The following is a 16,958-nucleotide window of genomic DNA, read 5'->3' on the forward strand; positions in this document are numbered from 1 at the left end:
ACCACCCATCGAAAAATATGATGTGCGAAGTGAGCAAATTCAGCTCACTCTCCTATGACGAACGTTGGGACACTACTGAAAAATCATCAATATTTAGGCGGGCGCTGGTCTATGATCCGGACATGATTTAGCGGCTGCGCGATGAACCGGGCTATGGCGGTGCGTGTACGCTCTGCAACGGTTGTGTTGCGTCAATGGCCTTGTCGGGCGCCACGCGTTGCGTGTTGGCGGCTGAGGGGCAAGCATGTGATGGACCAGACTTCGGGGAGAAATCATTGGTTAAAGTGTATTCCATCGACGGCGTAACGCCGGTCGTACATCCCACCGCATACGTGCACCCCAGTGCGGTGCTGATCGGCGACGTGCTCATCGGTCCGCGCTGCTATGTGGGCCCTGGCGCTAGCCTTCGCGGCGACTTCGGGCGCTTGATCCTGGAAGAGGGCGCGAATTTGCAGGATACCTGTGTCATGCACGGCTTTCCCGACAGTGACACGGTGGTCGAAGCGAATGGCCATATCGGCCACGGCGCAGTGCTGCACGGTTGTCGCATCGGACGCAACGCGATGATCGGCATGAATGCGGTGGTGATGGACGACGCAGTCGTCGGCGAAGCCAGCATTGTGGCGTCGATGGCCTTTGTCAAAGCCGGTATGATCGTGCCGCCGCGCAGCCTGGTGGTGGGCATTCCGGCGCGTGTCGTGCGTGCGCTCAGCGATGAAGAGATCGCCTGGAAAAGCAATGGCACCGCGCAATATCAGGCGCTCGCAGAGCGTTCACTGCGCACCATGCAACAGGTGGAAGCGCTGACGGAAGCGGAGCCCGACCGCAAGCGGGTGAATGCGGGAGCGGCGACGCCGTTGTACAAGCTCAAAGGTGAGTGCACATAGTTGCCATAGTTGCAGCGATGTGTTGAGACCGGAATTTCTTTTGCTCAGCCAAATGCGGCAAGTACTTTGAAATTGGGCGCAGCGAACTGAAAAACCGCTGCGCCCTGCGGTGTAAGCGCTTGGATTTAGCCGAGCCCTACACTGACGTTCGATCGCTGCGTCGTCAAACGCCCAGGACTTTATTGACTGCCGCCAGCCCATCGCCGCCGTTATAGGTGGTCACGCCGTCGAGCCATTTTTGCAGAACGCTCGGGTTTTTCTTCAGCCAGGTTCGGGCTGCGGCAACCGGATTGGTTTTATCGATAATCGATACCATGACCTGATTTTCCAGGTCGGTATTGAATTGCAGGTTCGCGATCAACTTGGCTGCGTTCGGGCAACGTGTCGGGTAATCCGGAGCGACCGCAGTATAGACTTTGGCTTCGCCGAAATTCGGGCCAAACACGCTCTCACCACCCTCGAGGTAATTCATTTTTACCTGCACATTCATCGGATGCGGTTCCCAGCCCAGGAACACGATCCATTTTTTCAGACGCACGGCCCGCTGTACCTCGGCTAGCATGCCGGCTTCGCTGGACTCGATCATCTTGAATCCTTTGAGACCAAATTCGTTCTTGTCTATCATCCGCTGGATCAGCGCATTGCCGTCATTGCCGGGTTCAATGCCATAGATTTTGCCGTCGAGCTCTTTATGGAACTTGGCAATGTCGGCAAAGCTTTTCAAGCCGCCTTCCGCCGCATTGCTGGTGACGGCAAGCGTATACTTGGCGCCCACCAGATTGGGCTGATCCAGCACCTTGATCTGGCCCGCCTTGACAAACGGCGCGATGATGGGCGTCATGCTGGGATTCCAATAACCGAGGAAGGCATCAATCTGCTTGCTTTTGATACCGGAGAAGGCAATGGGCACTGACGCGAGCGTAGTCGTTGGGCGGTAACCCAGACCTTCCAGCACCACGGTTGCCAGCCCTGTGGTCGCTGCGATATCGCTCCAGCCCACATCGGCGAACCGAACGGTGCGACAACTTGCCGGCTCCTGAGCCGCAGCGGGGATGGCGGACAAGGCTAGTGCAATAGATCCAACCGCGCCGAGTTTTGAGAGCAACTTCATGGAACTCCTCCTTATATGGTGATGCATATGCCTGGGAATTAACTATGTTTTGAGGAAATGCCGTGTCTTCAACGCACTCGCTCAAGCCTTTGACGCAGTGTAAGCATGACACGCCGGAGTCATCAAAAACTTGCATCCCGACGACTCGATCTTGCTCTTTTTCGCCGTGTTTCGAACTGTTTTTCCACGGGCGCGCATTTGTTCCTCAAGCCGCATCGCAAAGACTTTCCTGATACCGTTCGCGGCTCGGCGGATAGCCGAATAAACTGCGATAGGATTTGCAGAAATGGGATGACGACTGGAAGCCGCATGCGACTGTTACATCCATCACCGACATATTTGTTTGCAATAAAAATTCGCGGGCGCGGCGTAGGCGCAAATTGAGATAATGTTGCGCCGGGGTGGTGTCCAGATAGCGTTTGAACAGCCGCTCAAGCTGGCGCAGCGACAGTCCCACCTGGTCGGCCAGGTAATCCAGCGCAAACGGCTCCTCGATATTCATTTCCATAAATACCGCGGCGTCCAGCAAGGCTTCGTGCCCGGACCCTATGCGCGCCAACAGCGGGATATGCTGTTGATCCTTGTGATCGCGAATACGCTCCACGCTAAATTGTTCGGAAACATCTGCCGCCAGACTTTTCCCCCCTTTCAGGCGGATCAGATTCAACATCAGATCCAATGGAGCGGTGCCGCCGGAGCAAGTGAACATATTGCGGTCGATCACAAACAATTCCTGGGAAAACAGAATTTTTGGAAACTCTTCCCGGATTGCCGCCAGGTTTTCCCAGTGAATCGCACAGCGGTAGCCATTCAACAAGCCCGCCTTGGCAAGCGCGAACGTGCCGGTACACAGCGCTCCCATAGGCGTGCCATTGGCGGCATAGGTGCGTAGCAGCGATATCACGTCGTCGCTGACCGCTTCACGAACATTGGTTCCGCCGCATACGAATAGGATATCGCACGGCGGTGCATCGTTCGGATGGTAGATGGGTGACAGACTCAAGCCATTGCTGGCTGGACTCGATGCGTCATCAGCACTGATGACGGACCAGCTATAGAGATTTTTTCGGCTCAAATAATTGGCCATGCGAAGCGGTTCCAGCGCATTGGCAAATGCAATCATCGAAAAATTTTTCAGAACCAAAAAGCCGATATGCGAAACTTCTGCAATTTTCTGGGGGGACATCGCGCACTCCTACAAGAACTCGGCTAACGGCGCGCAGTAAGCACGCGCGCGTGAATATTCATGTCCATAAAAGGCCTGTTGATACGCAGGCCTTTTCATACATGCCCGTATCAGCTTGCCTGCAACGCATGGCCATTGCCAAAGCTTTCGGTAATACGATCGAGGATGATGGCGAGCAGCACCACACTCAGGCCGCTCTCAAAACCCAAACCGACATCGAGGCGTTGAATGCTGGCCAGCACGTCATTGCCCAAACCGCCTGCGCCCACCATGGACGCGATGATCACCATCGACAAGGCCATCATGATGGTCTGGTTTACGCCCGTCATGATCGACGGCAACGCAATCGGCAATTGCACCTTGAACAGCAACTGGCGCGCATTGGAGCCGAAGGCGCAGCCGGCTTCGACTTGCTCCTTGTTGACTTGACGAATCCCAAGGTTGGTCAAGCGCACCGCAGGCGGCATCGCAAAGATCACGGTAGCCAGGATGCCGGGAACGCGGCCGAGGCCGAATAGCATCGCGGCAGGGATCAGGTACACGAAGGCTGGCATGGTTTGCATAAAATCCAGCACCGGACGAATCAAGGCGTTGACGCGGTTATTTTTAGCGCACCAGATCCCGAGAGGTATACCGAGCAGCAAGCTGATCACGGTCGCGGAAAAAGTGAGCGCCAAGGTCACTACTGTTTGATGCCAAAAACCGATGGCCGCAATGAAAATGAATGATGCGGCCGCGAAGGAGGCGAATTTCCAGCGCAAACGCCACAAACCGACCGCGACAAAAAGCCCGATTAACAACCATGCCGGCAGGGCTTGCAAGCCCAGTTCAATCGCCTCGGCAAAGCTGTCGATGGTTTTGCCAATCGCATCAAAGGTGGTGCTGTTGTGATCGAGCAAATAGGTAATGAAATTATTGACCCATTTCCCGATCGGCAGATAGTCGCGAGGATTGGCAAGAAAGTGTTGAAGCAGTTCAGGCATGGTTAGCTCCCTGGGAGATTTTGCGCAACGCGCTGGCGGCGGTAATGACACCCAGATAAGAGCCGTTGCCATCCAGTACCGGCAGCGGGGCGGCCTTGCCCAATAGCTGCGGCAAGATATCTTGCAAGGTCGTGCGTTCTGACACGGCAGTGTGTTGTGCCTGTACAGATTGCACCAGGTTGCCACAGGCAGACAGCGCGTCGGTACTGATCAAACCTAACCATTTGCGTTCCGGATTGACAAACGCCAACCATGGGTGCCAAGCAGGTTGTGTGCCTACGGTCTGGCCTTTTACCAAAATCGGAATCCCGGCGGTATCAAGCAAGTCTGACGCAACCAAATAGCGTGACGTGTCTACGCTCTTGAAGAACGCGCGCACATATTCGTCCGCCGGGTTTTCGATAATTTCCTGCGGTGTGCCAACCTGTACCAGGCGTCCGCCCTCCATAATCGCAATCCGGTTGCCGATTCGCAATGCCTCTTCCAGATCATGCGAGACAAAGAAAATGGTGCGGCGTTGTTCGCTTTGCAGGTTCAAAAGGACGTCCTGCATTTCCTTGCGTTTAAGCGGGTCAAGCGCCGAGAATGCCTCATCCATCAACATCAACGAAGGATTGACCGCCAATGCGCGTGCCAGGCCGACACGTTGCTGCATGCCGCCGGAAAGTTGATGCGGATATTTCTTGGCATAGGTACTCAGTCCTACTTGTTCCAGCACCCGTGCCGCGCGCTGCTCGCGCTCCTTGCGCGCGACGCCCGCAATCTCAAGTCCGAACGCCGTGTTATCCAGAACGGTACGATGCGGCATCAGCGCAAAAGACTGGAACACCATGCTCATGTCACTGCGCCGCAATTGAACTAATTGCTTTGCTGAAAGTTTGGCAACATCCTGACCGTCGACAAAAATTTTACCGTCAGAAGGGTCAACCAGACGATTGATGAGGCGAATCAGCGTGGATTTTCCGGAGCCCGACAAACCCATCAAAACAAAGATTTCGCCTTCATTCACACTGAATGACACGTCGTTGACGCCGACTACTTTGCCGGTCTGGGACAACACGGCCTCTTTTTTGACGCCCTGTTTGAGCATGGCCAGTGCGTCGCACGGATCGGGGTCAAATATTTTGTACAGATTTTCTACCACTACTTTGCCGGACGGCATACTGTCTCTCCTTTTGGTTCCACGTCATTTGCTTGAATGCGCACTCTTGTCTTTATTATGTTTGCCAATATAAGTCTATCTGGATAAAAACGTAACTGTAGAGCGACATGGACCATCCTTAAAACGACATGCACCAAGATGGCGGCCCCATCATGGTGCCTCCATCTTGGTGCATGTCGTGTCCAGGTTGCTTTGCGTCGTAATCAAGCTGCCATTGACGCTGCGCGGGAGGTCGATTTTTGCCGATGTCAAAAAAGCAATGGCAAGTATTTTTCCGGGTAATCCTGGACTAAAGGGGGCTTTGCTCACGTCGCAGCGGCTTCAAGGTTTGGCGTCAAGCAATGTTCATTGCACATTCTCTAGGGCAATGCTGCTCATCAACGCCACCTTAGATAAATAAGAGATCGCCGCTTCTTGCATTATTTGCAGGCGACAACAATGAACAGTTTGCCAAGATCAGGCGGCTTGCCATGCTACCGATGCTGATCCTATCCGGTTTTGTCGCGCACGCCAAGGTACCAGCGAATGTCATCAGGAGCCGCCGTGCTGATTCAGGGGTTGCGACAGGCGGCAATGCGTCCACGGATTCAGATCCATATGTCCGCAAGCATCGACGCACGCAGCCCAGGTACCTGCGTAAAACGGATGATAAAAAAGCCCGCATCGAGCGCTCGATGCGGGCTTTTTTTAGGGTGTCGCCAGGTTGTCGCGTCAGCCAGTTTTTACTTCGTATCCTTGAGCCATTTCTCGACCATTTCCGGGTGACTCTGGATGTAAGCTGCCGCCTCCTTTTCGTACGAGGTGTCCTTGGCTTTCAGCATGACGCTTTCCAGATCCGCCAGGGGGATTTTGAAGTTCTTGATGAACGCAGCCGCCTTCGGGAAGTCCTGTTCAAAGCCCTTGCGCGATAACGCATGAATCGCTTCCGCCCCGCCCAAGGCTTGCGACGGATCTTGCAGATAACGCAGCTTGTATTTCGAGAACATCCAGTGTGGTGTCCAGGTGGTCACGACAATCCACTCGTTGCGCTTGATGGCCCGGTCGAGTGCGATCACCATTGCTGCATCCGACCCGGTCAACAGCTGATAACCGTCCAGACCGTAATCTTTAAGCGCACCGGAAGATGCCTTCATCAGTCCCGCACCGGGGTCGATGCCCTGGACCTGGCTCTTCAGCTTCTTCTGTACTTCGGGTTTCTTCATGTCCGCAATGCTGTTCAGTTCGCTTTCCGGCACATACGCCGGCACGGCCCAGCCCAGCTTGGCATTGTCGTACAGCACGCCTACGTCGACCAGCTCCGGTGATAACTTGTCCCAGTAAGCCTTGTGCGTGGTCGGCAGCCACGACATCAGCATCAGGTCCAGTTGACCTTTGGCGACCCCTTGGTACTGTAAGCCGATATCCGTCATCACCAGTTCGACCTTGTAACCAAGTCGCTGCTCCAGTACTTGCTTGGCGATATTGGTGACGGCTTCCGCATCCGACCATGCGGTCCAGCCGATCCGCAACGTTTTGCCCTCGGCCGCTTCGGCTGGCGTCGCGGCCAGCATTGCCAACGTAATTGCCAGCGCAGTAGACACGCTGCGCAGCGTCTGCATAGTCTTTTGTAACATGGTGCTCCCCTTTTCTCACGCTGGTGGATGCTGCTTAGGTGGTTGTTGCTGCGAAATTCTTTCCAAACAAACGGGGTCACGTCTATCTGCGCTATCGGTAACCGCTCATCGAGTGAAACAAAAATACCATGGCCCCTTTGGCGATGACTTTATCGAACCCGACATCATTAAGCTAAAAATCGCCGTCTCCGAGGTTGTCGGCGCCAACCTTAAAGCATAGGCGAGCGGCTTCTTTGCAGAGAAAAATTGGTGGGGATTGACGTGCAAGGACCAGTGAAATGGATAACGACATGCACCTCACAACAATTGTTTAGACAATGATTCGCAGCGCCCAAAACCTTGCGGCGGCTTGATTCACCCGCAGCATTGGTGCATGTCGTTTTCATATTGCTTTATGTCGTAATTGAGCGGCTTGCCGGTAGCGTACTGCATGCAGAATTGGCACACATTAAAAAAATAATGAGTGCTTGTCTGATCGTTCTTTGCCACCCTGAGGAGGATGCTAAATGAAAAAAATCCGTTTGCTAAGTGTAGGAGCCCTGATCGCGGGAGCTGTGGTTTTCATGCCTGCGGCGAATGCCCAAACGCCGGATGTTGTCAATGAAACCCCGCTTTCCAGCAGTGACGTGTACCAGTTGCGCGCGTCTATCGATAAATGGATGGAGGCGCTATCCGCGCGCGATCCAAAATCGTTCAGCGATTATGTCGTGAACGATCTGCAGGGGGCTTATCAGGGAGCGGCGGCAGATTATGACGGCGGCGCATTTGAGAGCAGCCTGAAACTCACCATTAGTGGGTCTGATGATAAAGACTCCAAAGATACTTGGAGCAATGATATCGAAGAAGTGGTCGGATCCGGGGACGTGGCAGTCGTGCGTTCGAATCGCACCTTTACCCACACCTTGGCCGGTGGCCGTGCCAACAGCCTCAAAATGCGCTTGCTTGAAGTGTATCGCCGTTTCGATGATGGCAGCTGGCGGATGGCGCGTTTCTTCGGCTTCCCAGGCTGAATCTGCGCTTTCCATGCCATAGATAAAAACCGCCACATAGAGGATGCATAATGAAAGTTGTATTTAATAAACCATTGTCAGCGCTGTGCTTAACCCTGTTCGCCGCTACGGTGCAAGCCCAGACGTCGGAGCCCCTGGCTGAGCCCATAGTGGTAGCCGTGGCGCCGTATGCCGGCAACAAGCCGTTTCCGCCAGTTTCATCCGCTTGGCCCGTCACTGCCAATGTGACCTTGGCCTCGCAATATGTTTCGCGCGGCTTTCGGCAAACCTGGGGCAAACCGGCATTGCAAGGCGGATTTGACTATGCGCATCCGAGTGGCTTTTCTTTCGGTACCTGGGCGTCTAACGTCAGCAACCGTTATATAGAAAACGGAACGATGGAATGGGATTTATATGGCGGCTATACCGGTACGGCGAGCGACTTTGGCTATAGCGCCTTGATTTATTATTATAAATATCCTGGCGCCAGCTTTACCGCTACCAACACTAAGTATGATTATGGCGAATTGTCATTTGGAGCAACCTACAAATTTTTGTACGCCAAATACAACTATACGTTTACCAAAGACTTTTTCGGCATTACCGACGCGCGCGGCACCGGCTATCTGGACCTGGGCGCCAATTATGATCTCGGTTCCGGCTATACCCTGAACCTACATTACGGTATCGGACGCGTCGCAAGTACCGGCGCTGCCGACAATTCGATCTGGAACTGGAAAGATTACAAGGTCGGCGTCAGCAAAACCTTCGAAGGAGGCTGGACCCTGGCTGGCGCGTACACCAAAGCAAAGGGGGCGACCAATGTCTATGATAACTTTACGACCGGCGCCCTGAATACGGCGGGGGTGGCAGAGACGTCGAATCCTGCCACGGGTACTTTTGTGGCGTCTATCAGCAAGGCGTTCTGAAAAAGGACAGCTCAGGAAGGCTGAAAAAATGGCAGGTACAAGGTAGCGGCGACGGCTGGGCGCACTACAGTGACGTCAAGCGCAGCTATAGACTGTGAGCTTGCCGGGTCGGTCAGGGCAGCAGCCCATCCGGCCCGGTTTTTTATGTGGAAAAAATACAGGTGAAACCGTGACATCCCAAGTATTGCGCAGTTACATCGGTGGCGCCTATGTGCCAGGCACCGCAGCGGAAAAATTTGCCAATCTGAATCCCGCGACCGGGCAAGTATTGTGTGAGGTGGAGATAGCAGGTGCGCCAGAAGTTGAACGCGCAATTGAAGCTGCCCGCGCCGGATTTCTTCTCTGGTCCGCGATGACTGGCGCCGAGCGCGGCCGTATTCTGTATAAAGCGGCACAAATTTTACGCGCGCGCAACCGCGAATTGGCTGAACTGGAAGTGCAAGATAGTGGCAAGCCGATTCAAGAGGCTGAGGTCGTCGATGTGGCAAGCGGCGCCGATTGCATCGAATACTTCGCTGGCTTGGCTGCGAGTATTCACGGCCACCACTATGGATTAAAAAACGCGTTCGCCTACACCACGCGCGAACCACTGGGCATTTGCGTTGGCATTGGTGCATGGAATTACCCGCTGCAGATTGCATGCTGGAAATCGGCGCCTGCATTGGCGTGCGGCAATGCGATGATTTTCAAGCCGTCGGATTTGACCCCGCTCACCGCCGCCAAACTCGCAGAAATTTATACCGAGGCTGGTGTGCCGGATGGTGTATTCAACGTATTGCAGGGCGATGCCCGCAGCGGGCGCATGCTGGTTGCGCATCCGGAGGTGGCGAAAGTGTCGCTGACCGGATCGGTCGAGACCGGCAAAGCCATCATGGCCGATGCGGCCAAAACCCTGAAGCGCGTCACGATGGAACTAGGGGGTAAATCCGCGCTGCTGGTGTTTCCCGACGCCGACTTGAAGCAAGCCGTCTCTGCCGCCATGCTTGGCAATTTTTATACGCAAGGCGAAATTTGCACCAATTGCACACGCGTCTTTGTCCATACGGATATTTACGATGCCTTTCTGGAGCAGCTGGTGGAGCGCACCGGCAAGCTGCGAGTAGGTGACCCGATGCATGCGGATACGCAGATTGGCGCACTGATTTCGCGCGGCCATATGGAGCGCGTGCTGGGCTATATCGCAAAAGGAGTGGCAGAAGGCGCGCGCCTGCTGGTCGGTGGAAAACGGGTCAGCAGGGATGGATTGGCCAGTGGCAACTTCGTCGAGCCCACGATTTTTGCCGATTGCCATGACGAAATGGCCATTGTGCGCGAAGAAATTTTTGGTCCGGTCATGTCGGTGTTGCGATTTAGTGAAGAAACCGAAGCAGTGGCGCGCGCCAATAACACGCGCTTTGGGCTGGCAGCGGGTGTGTTCACGCGCGACCTGGCACGCGCTCATCGCGTGGCGGCACAATTGAAGTCGGGTGTGTGCTGGATTAACAACTACAACATCACGCCGATCGAAATGCCGTTTGGCGGTATGCGCGAATCGGGCATCGGCCATGAAAATAGCCAGGTGACGATTGACTACTACACGCAGTTAAGGAGCGTCTATGTGGAATTGGGCGACGTCGCTTGCCCTTACGAGTGAGCATTGTCTTGCCGGGATGGGCTGGCATGCAAGACCCTTGGATTGCTAGCTCCGAGTGAGAGTGAGCTAAAACTTAATCTGGAAATAACAAGATGCGCGAAGAATACGATTACATCATTGTCGGTGCTGGCTCGGCCGGCTGTGTGCTGGCCAATCGGTTGACCGAAGATGCGGAGGTGCGCGTACTGGTGCTGGAAGCTGGGCCATCGGATCGCAGTATTTTCATCCATATGCCATCGGCCTTCGCGTATCCATTGGCGAACGACAAATACAACTGGTTTTACGATACGGAGCCGGAGCCGTACATGAACCAGCGTCACATGCATTGTCCGCGTGGCCGCGTGATTGGCGGCTCATCCTCGATCAACGGCATGGTCTATATCCGTGGGCATGCGTTCGATTACGACGCCTGGGCAAGCATGCCTGGGCTGGCGCAATGGTCGTATTTTCATTGCCTGCCTTATTTCAAGAAGGCCGAAAATCGTCTCAAGGGTGGCGACGCGTATCGCGGCGCCCAGGGGCCGTTGAATGTATCGACCGGTGCGTGCAGGAATCCACTCTACCGCGCGTTTGTGGAAGCGGGGCAGCAAGCTGGTTATCCGTACACCGACGACATGAATGGCTACCAGCAGGAAGGCCTGGGGCCGATGGATATGACGGTGTATAAGGGCCGCCGCTGGAGCGCGGCGCAAGCGTATTTGCGCCCAGCCGCCAAACGCGGCAACTTGCGGGTGACCGCGCGCGCGCTGGTGACGCGCATTTTATTCGATGGCACACGTGCGATTGGCGTCGAATATGCGCAAGGTGGACGCACGCATCAGGTGTATGCCGCGCGCGAAGTGATCTTGTCCGGCGGTGCGATCAACTCGCCGCAGGTGCTGATGCTGTCGGGCATCGGTAATGCCGGGGAACTGCGTGCACTAGGGATTCCAGTCAAAGTGAATTTGCCCGGCGTCGGCCAAAATCTGCAAGACCATATCGAAACCTATGTGCAATACGCGAGCAAGCAGCCGATCACTTTATACAGTGCGATGAATCCTCTGGCAAAACTTAAAATCGGCGTGCAATGGCTATTTGCCGGAAAAGGTCTGGGCGCGACCAACCATTTCGAGTCGGGCGGGTTTATTCGCAGCGAAGCCGGCGTCATGCAGCCGGACTTGCAATACCATTTTCTGCCGATGGCAATCAGCTACGATGGCAAATCGCCTGCCACCGAGCATGGCTTCCAGGCGCATGTCGGCCCGATGCGCCCGACCAGTCGCGGCCACATCAAGCTGCGCTCCGCCGACCCGAAGGCGCATCCGCGTATCTTGTTCAACTACATGCAGACCGAGCAGGATCGCAAGGAAATGCGGGCGGGCGTGCGGCTCACCCGCGAAATCTTTGCGCAGGCCGCATTTGAGCCTTTCCGGAACGCGGAGCTGGCACCCGGACTCAAGGTGCAAAGCGATGCCGACATCGATGCCTATATTCGTGAAAAAGCGGAAAGCGCGTTTCATCCATCCTGCAGCTGCCGTATGGGTAATGATGAGATGGCTGTGGTCGACGGTGCGGGTCGCGTGCACGGAGTACAGAACCTGCGGGTGGTCGATGCGTCCATCATGCCCAATGTGATCAGCGGTAATTTGAATGCGCCGACCATCATGATGGCCGAGAAGATGGCGGATCTGATTCGCGGCACGACACCGCTGCCGGTGGCGCAAGTGCCAGTCTACGTATCGCCAAAATATGCGTCGCACCAACGCTAACCAGGATTGCGCTGAATCGAAGATTTTCGATAACTTTTTTGATCGAAAATTGCGCGCCTTAAGCGGCGCCCCCTCAACGCAATCACATAAGGCAATTGGGAGAGCAGCAATGAGTTGGATTTACCTGATTATTGCGGGTTTCTTTGAAATTGGCTGGCCCCTGGGATTTAAAATATCGCAGTCGGGGGACAAGCGGCTTATAGGAATCGTAATGGCGGTTGTGTGCATGGGTATCAGCGGTTTTCTATTATGGCTTGCGCAGCGCCAGATTCCCATCGGCACCGCATATGCAGTCTGGACGGGAATAGGTGCGGCGGGCACCTTCATCGTGGGCGTCTTTCTTTTTGGAGACGCTGGAAGCCTTGGTCGCTATTTCGGTGCATTGCTGATCATATCCGGGGTCATCACATTAAAGCTCGCACACTAAGCGCCTGTGACGAAATGATTGTCGCATTTTGGCTGGTCGTGCCTGGAGCGCTACGGCGCTGCCCATCGTATGCCCTGCTCGTACTGTGCCACCCCGGGTGCTTTGTGGCGCACCCGGCAGCACCAATTCCCTGATAGTTGGCATAGACGTCGGGCATAGACCTCGTCCTCGGCGGTACGGCAACCGCGTTGCCCGGGTGCGACGTGTCGGATTTGTCTGGATATCCGGCGAATTTATTCTGTTTTATTCCTTTTCTTTCGGTTGTAATGGCCTGAATCCGGTGGCCAGGCATGGCAGGTACGCCTGGCTCGTGTGCAATTGAGAGTGATGGAAAAGGTTGAAATGGATTCACAGATACATCAGGTCGAGGACGCGCTCCTACCGATTTTTTCACAGCTCGATCTCGACTATCAAATGGTCGAGCATCGCCCCGTGTTTACCATTGAAGAAGCGATGGCGGCGGTCCCGCCGATCGACGGCGTGAAAACCAAGAATGTATTCCTGCGCGATGCCAAGGGCAATCGGCACATTCTGGTCGTGGTTCCGCATGACAGGCGGGTAGACCTGCTGGCGCTGGCGCGGGTCCTTCCTTCCACCAAGCTCAGCATGGGCTCGCCTGAGCGCCTGCAACGGCACTTGGGCGTCACCCCCGGCGCCGTCAGCGTGTTTTCGCTGGTCAACGATTCCGCCGCGGCAGTCGAGCTGATCCTCGACGAGGAGATCTGGCACGCGGAAAGAGTGCAGGGCCATCCGTTGCGCAATACCGCGACCGTTTCGATCTCGCATGCGGCATTGGCGACATTTTTATCGCATGTAGGGCATCGCGCGGTAGTCATGCGGGTGCCGGGCGCACCATAAGGGTTCGTCAGAAAATAACCTGGATGCCTGTACCTAACGGGGCGGAATCACCAATGAATCCGCACCCTTCGTCCCATTCATGATTCAGCAGCAGTACCGGGAGTATCCGCCATGGCGACACTTGATTCGATAACCAAATACATTCTGACCTTGTCCTGCGCCAGCGCGCCGGGCCAGGTGGCGGCGATCGCCGGCTTTCTCGAAGTGCGTGGTTGCTATATCGATGAAATCTCCGTATTTGACGACAACGTCAACCAAACTTTTTTTGTCCGTTGCGTGTTTCATGCGGCTTCGGGCAGCGTCCTGCCGCTAGACCGCATGCGAGAGGACTTTCAGGCAATCAGCAACCGGTTTGGCATGGAATGGTCGATGCGTGACGCCACCGTCCGGCCACGCGTGTTGATCATGGTGTCGAAATTGGACCATTGCCTGAATGACCTGATCTACCGCTGGCGCATCGGCGAACTGAAGATCGACATTGCCGCCGTGGTGTCCAATCATCCGGACCTTGAGCCGATCGCGACGGCGCACGGCATCCCGTTTCACCATCTGCCGATCACGCCGGAAACCAAAGTGGAGCAGGAGGCGAGGCTACTCGCCATCATCGAGGAATCCCGCAGCGAGCTGGTGGTGTTGGCCCGCTACATGCAGATCCTGTCGTCCGAACTGAGCGCCGGCTTGCGCGGCCGCGCGATCAATATCCATCACTCGTTCCTGCCCGGCTTCAAAGGGGCCAAGCCCTACCATCAAGCGTATGCCAGAGGCGTCAAATTGATCGGCGCCACCGCCCACTATGTCACGACGGACCTCGACGAAGGCCCGATCATCGAGCAAGTGGTGGAACGGGTCGATCACTCCTACGATCCAGATCAATTGCTGGCAACCGGCCGGGACATGGAATGCCTGGCCCTGTCCCGTGCTGTGAAGCTGCAGATCGAACGCCGCGTTTTCCTCAATGGCAACAGGACGGTGGTGTTGCACTAACCGGCTGCGGGCATGAGTGGGCGCTTGCCCGCCGCCGTCGTTTCCGAAAAAACCGGCGGGGAGCTGATCGGCTGCTGATCGTACGCTGATCGTGCGCGGACAAAGAGGCGGAGGTGCTGGGTCACTCTCTCAAGCGGCCATCCGCTGCGGGCGCGTCGCCCCGGCAGGCAACGTGCCCGCAGACGGGAACCGATGATCGGCTTGCAGCGCCCATGGCGACTTCCATTTTGCTGGTGATGGCGATATTGACGCTGATGTCGGACCCGGGAAGATTTTCTGCACACTGGCTTCGATCAGATCAAATGGTCGGTGCTCTGTGTTTATGGAAATAGCGGCGCTGCTGCTGACTTTCTTTTTTTCTTTTTGGCATTTTTCCATGTCGGTGCGCGTATTCAATCACTCGGGATATCTGCTGGCAAGGCCTGGGCAGGCTGAGGATGCGGTGACGGTATCGCGTATCGCCAGATTATTGAATACTGCCGGCGCCCTTTACTCAACTGGCATCCGGTTGTTTTTCTTTGCCGTGCCGCTGGCCCTCTGGTGGTTTGGCGGCGCCTACTGCTTGTTGGCCACTGCGCTATTAATGTTTGTCACCTGGTTGTTCGATTGGCGAGCATTGGCGTAAAGAAGGGTGCCGTCAGGTTAACTAATTCCATGTAACCATTTCCGACATCGGAAATCCCTCGCAGGCAGCGTCGTTTTCCAACAACACTGCCTGCCGTCGTTGCGGTTAGCGGAACTTCAGCGAATAAGCCTTGCCGTCGCCCGGCTGATCCTGACGGATGCCCATCGCCTTCAACACGGTCGGCAAAATGTCGACCGTGCGGAATGCATAGGCTGGTTGCTCGGCCTGGATATTGGCCGCCCATACCACCATCGGCACCCGTTGATCGCTTTGCTTGGCGCTACCATGATCGCCTTTCACACCGTAGCCGACTTCGTCGGCCAGCAAGCCGATAATATCCGGCCCGTTGTCGGCTGCCATGGTGTCGACCAGTTCCTGGCCGTGCTTCTTCCACCATGCGAGTTCGGTTGCGCTGAGCGTGGCGGCAGTGCCTTGACCAGGCGCGGCATCGAGTGTGAAGTGATCGCCGTCGCGCCAATAGGTGGCGGCTACGCCAGGTAATGTGCGCATGATTTTCGCGGCTTCGTGCTTCTTCGCCGGTGAATTGTCTTTCAGCCAGGTCTGGATCGAGGTCGACTGATAGCTCAACTGGACGTTGCCGGTATCGATCAAAGGCTTGAGAGCGGGCGAGGGCTTGTTGTAGTCCTCGGAGTTGACTGTCTTGCCGTAATACCAGTTATAGTCGCCGCCGCCAACCGCATCGTTGCCGTGAAATTCCTTGGCGTAGGTTGCGCCGTGGTCGGCAGTGATGATGATCAACGTTTCATCGAGCTGGCCGAGCTCTTTCAACTTGCTCAGAATGCGCCCGAACTGTTCGTCGGCGTACTTGGCGACGAACGGCAGATGGGTCTGCTCATCCGCGCTGCCAGGCTTGCCGCCGTCATCATGGTAGGCGCCCCACATGTGGCCGGCCTTGTCGATGCCGCCCATCGTCACCAGCATGCCGCTCCAATTTTCCTTTTCCATCATCGTGATCGCGGCATCGGCGGCCCAGGCGTCGCCGCCGAGATGCTCGGGATCGTGGCCGGGCACCATGCGGTTGCCGTCAAGTGCATACAGCCATGAAGGCGACTGCGCCTTGGTGCCGTAATCGTTGCCCTTGTCGGAATTGATGTAGAAACGGCCGCACTTCGGCTCGGTCAGATAGCTTGGCACATTGAGTCCGGTCGGGTAGCGCCATGCGCCGCCCAGCTCGGCGCAACCGGTTTCCCTGGTGACGTCCTTCATGCGATCCGACATGCGCACGGCGATGTCGGCGTTCGGTGCGGCGATCGACTCGACTGCATAGCTCTTTTCACCGACCACGATGAATTTGCCGCCGGGGCGCGCCAGATGCAGATAATCGACCAGCTTCGGATAGCCGCTATGGCGAATCAGCGTGCCGAATTGGTCGAGGGTCAGGCTGCCGCTCTCCCACATCGCCCCTTCGCCTTTGCCGAGCAGGTTATGCGTGTCGCGATACGCTTCTTCCGTCCACCCCATATGCTTCGGAAAGACGCCGCTCACCATCACGTTGTGGCTGATAACGGTTTCTGCCGGCACATGACCGAGGTAGCCGTTCTTGAAATGGACGCCTTCTTTTTCGAGCGTCAGCACATTTTGCATGCCGAAGCGCTGCGCATATTCGGGCCGCATCTGGTCGAATACGACAATCAGGACGTGCTTGGGTCGCTTCGGCGCATCGGCTGCATGGGCTGGCATGCAGGCGACCGCACAAAGGGTGGACGCGGCGAATGCAGCCGCGACCCGTTTCAGAGATTGCTTCATGATGTCTCCTTCGGTGAGCAATGGTAGTGATGATTGACGCGGCGCGCCGGCGCCGC

Annotated in this window: 15 protein-coding genes; 9 read left to right on the plus strand and 6 right to left on the minus strand. The window is 55.9% G+C overall.

Going from position 1 to position 16,958, the window contains the following annotated elements; genetic code table 11:
• The first annotated feature begins 275 nt into the window (after window positions 1–275).
• Window positions 276–887 (plus strand): phenylacetic acid degradation protein PaaY, encoded by a 612-nt coding sequence (paaY, locus tag ACFOFO_RS18830; protein WP_390332392.1) that lies wholly within the window; start codon window positions 276–278, stop codon window positions 885–887.
• Window positions 888–1,050: 163 nt separating this feature from the next.
• Here paaY and ACFOFO_RS18835 read toward each other — a convergent pair whose 3' ends face one another.
• From ACFOFO_RS18835 to ACFOFO_RS18855, 5 genes are all read right to left on the minus strand, one after another.
• Window positions 1,051–1,998, minus strand: coding sequence for a choline ABC transporter substrate-binding protein (locus ACFOFO_RS18835; RefSeq protein ID WP_390322438.1), 948 nt, complete (start codon window positions 1,996–1,998; stop codon window positions 1,051–1,053).
• Between the two features lie 205 nt (window positions 1,999–2,203).
• Window positions 2,204–3,184: a GlxA family transcriptional regulator gene (locus ACFOFO_RS18840; protein WP_390322439.1), complete on the minus strand. Its 981-nt coding sequence runs from the start codon at window positions 3,182–3,184 to the stop codon at window positions 2,204–2,206.
• A gap of 110 nt (window positions 3,185–3,294) precedes the next feature.
• The gene (locus ACFOFO_RS18845; RefSeq protein WP_390332394.1) at window positions 3,295–4,167 is read right to left on the minus strand and encodes an ABC transporter permease; all 873 of its coding nucleotides are present in this window, start codon (window positions 4,165–4,167) and stop codon (window positions 3,295–3,297) included.
• Window positions 4,160–5,329: a quaternary amine ABC transporter ATP-binding protein gene (locus ACFOFO_RS18850; protein WP_390332396.1), complete on the minus strand. Its 1,170-nt coding sequence runs from the start codon at window positions 5,327–5,329 to the stop codon at window positions 4,160–4,162. The genes ACFOFO_RS18845 and ACFOFO_RS18850 overlap by 8 nt, the downstream gene beginning before the upstream one ends.
• A gap of 722 nt (window positions 5,330–6,051) precedes the next feature.
• Window positions 6,052–6,942, minus strand: a complete 891-nt coding sequence (locus ACFOFO_RS18855) for a glycine betaine ABC transporter substrate-binding protein (protein WP_390332398.1) — start codon at window positions 6,940–6,942, stop codon at window positions 6,052–6,054.
• 506 nt (window positions 6,943–7,448) lie between these two features.
• Between ACFOFO_RS18855 and ACFOFO_RS18860 the strand changes: the two genes are divergently transcribed.
• From ACFOFO_RS18860 to ACFOFO_RS18895, 8 genes are all read left to right on the plus strand, one after another.
• On the plus strand, window positions 7,449–7,952 hold the full coding sequence (locus tag ACFOFO_RS18860; protein WP_390322443.1) for a DUF4440 domain-containing protein: 504 nt from the start codon (window positions 7,449–7,451) through the stop codon (window positions 7,950–7,952).
• A gap of 50 nt (window positions 7,953–8,002) precedes the next feature.
• Window positions 8,003–8,860 (plus strand): TorF family putative porin, encoded by an 858-nt coding sequence (locus ACFOFO_RS18865; RefSeq protein ID WP_390332400.1) that lies wholly within the window; start codon window positions 8,003–8,005, stop codon window positions 8,858–8,860.
• A gap of 169 nt (window positions 8,861–9,029) precedes the next feature.
• Entirely contained in the window at window positions 9,030–10,493 is a 1,464-nt protein-coding gene (gene betB / locus ACFOFO_RS18870; RefSeq protein WP_390332402.1) for a betaine-aldehyde dehydrogenase, read from the plus strand.
• A 92-nt stretch (window positions 10,494–10,585) separates the two neighbouring features.
• Entirely contained in the window at window positions 10,586–12,241 is a 1,656-nt protein-coding gene (gene betA / locus ACFOFO_RS18875) for a choline dehydrogenase (protein ID WP_390322445.1), read from the plus strand.
• Window positions 12,242–12,350: 109 nt separating this feature from the next.
• Complete coding sequence (locus tag ACFOFO_RS18880) at window positions 12,351–12,668, plus strand: DMT family transporter (RefSeq protein WP_390322446.1); 318 nt, start codon at window positions 12,351–12,353, stop codon at window positions 12,666–12,668.
• A gap of 342 nt (window positions 12,669–13,010) precedes the next feature.
• A complete protein-coding gene (locus tag ACFOFO_RS18885) occupies window positions 13,011–13,526 on the plus strand; it encodes a prolyl-tRNA synthetase associated domain-containing protein (protein ID WP_390322447.1) in 516 nt (171 codons plus the stop codon).
• A 111-nt stretch (window positions 13,527–13,637) separates the two neighbouring features.
• Window positions 13,638–14,510 carry a formyltetrahydrofolate deformylase gene (gene purU, locus ACFOFO_RS18890; RefSeq protein WP_390322449.1) on the plus strand — a complete coding sequence of 291 codons (873 nt, stop codon included), beginning with the start codon at window positions 13,638–13,640 and terminating at the stop codon, window positions 14,508–14,510.
• A gap of 292 nt (window positions 14,511–14,802) precedes the next feature.
• Window positions 14,803–15,135 carry a DUF599 family protein gene (locus tag ACFOFO_RS18895; RefSeq protein WP_390327869.1) on the plus strand — a complete coding sequence of 111 codons (333 nt, stop codon included), beginning with the start codon at window positions 14,803–14,805 and terminating at the stop codon, window positions 15,133–15,135.
• Between the two features lie 105 nt (window positions 15,136–15,240).
• On the opposite strand, the gene ACFOFO_RS18900 is transcribed toward ACFOFO_RS18895, so the two are convergent.
• Complete coding sequence (locus ACFOFO_RS18900; protein ID WP_390332404.1) at window positions 15,241–16,902, minus strand: alkaline phosphatase family protein; 1,662 nt, start codon at window positions 16,900–16,902, stop codon at window positions 15,241–15,243.
• Window positions 16,903–16,958: the final 56 nt, after the last annotated feature.

This window comes from Pseudundibacterium arcticum (assembly GCF_042646465.1).
Lineage (GTDB): Bacteria > Pseudomonadota > Gammaproteobacteria > Burkholderiales > Burkholderiaceae_D > Undibacterium_A > Undibacterium_A arcticum.

Excerpts from the sequence above, each read along its gene's own strand:
- ACFOFO_RS18865 (WP_390332400.1), top strand. The coding sequence starts at position 8,003 with ATGAAAGTTGTATTTAATAAACCATTGTCAGCGCTGTGCTTAACCCTG.
- ACFOFO_RS18880 (WP_390322446.1), top strand. The coding sequence starts at position 12,351 with ATGAGTTGGATTTACCTGATTATTGCGGGTTTCTTTGAAATTGGCTGG.
- ACFOFO_RS18860 (WP_390322443.1), top strand. The coding sequence starts at position 7,449 with ATGAAAAAAATCCGTTTGCTAAGTGTAGGAGCCCTGATCGCGGGAGCT.
- ACFOFO_RS18835 (WP_390322438.1), bottom strand. The coding sequence starts at position 1,998 with ATGAAGTTGCTCTCAAAACTCGGCGCGGTTGGATCTATTGCACTAGCC.
- ACFOFO_RS18845 (WP_390332394.1), bottom strand. The coding sequence starts at position 4,167 with ATGCCTGAACTGCTTCAACACTTTCTTGCCAATCCTCGCGACTATCTG.
- ACFOFO_RS18900 (WP_390332404.1), bottom strand. The coding sequence starts at position 16,902 with ATGAAGCAATCTCTGAAACGGGTCGCGGCTGCATTCGCCGCGTCCACC.
- ACFOFO_RS18850 (WP_390332396.1), bottom strand. The coding sequence starts at position 5,329 with ATGCCGTCCGGCAAAGTAGTGGTAGAAAATCTGTACAAAATATTTGAC.
- betA (WP_390322445.1), top strand. The coding sequence starts at position 10,586 with ATGCGCGAAGAATACGATTACATCATTGTCGGTGCTGGCTCGGCCGGC.
- ACFOFO_RS18855 (WP_390332398.1), bottom strand. The coding sequence starts at position 6,942 with ATGTTACAAAAGACTATGCAGACGCTGCGCAGCGTGTCTACTGCGCTG.
- purU (WP_390322449.1), top strand. The coding sequence starts at position 13,638 with ATGGCGACACTTGATTCGATAACCAAATACATTCTGACCTTGTCCTGC.
- ACFOFO_RS18840 (WP_390322439.1), bottom strand. The coding sequence starts at position 3,184 with ATGTCCCCCCAGAAAATTGCAGAAGTTTCGCATATCGGCTTTTTGGTT.
- ACFOFO_RS18885 (WP_390322447.1), top strand. The coding sequence starts at position 13,011 with ATGGATTCACAGATACATCAGGTCGAGGACGCGCTCCTACCGATTTTT.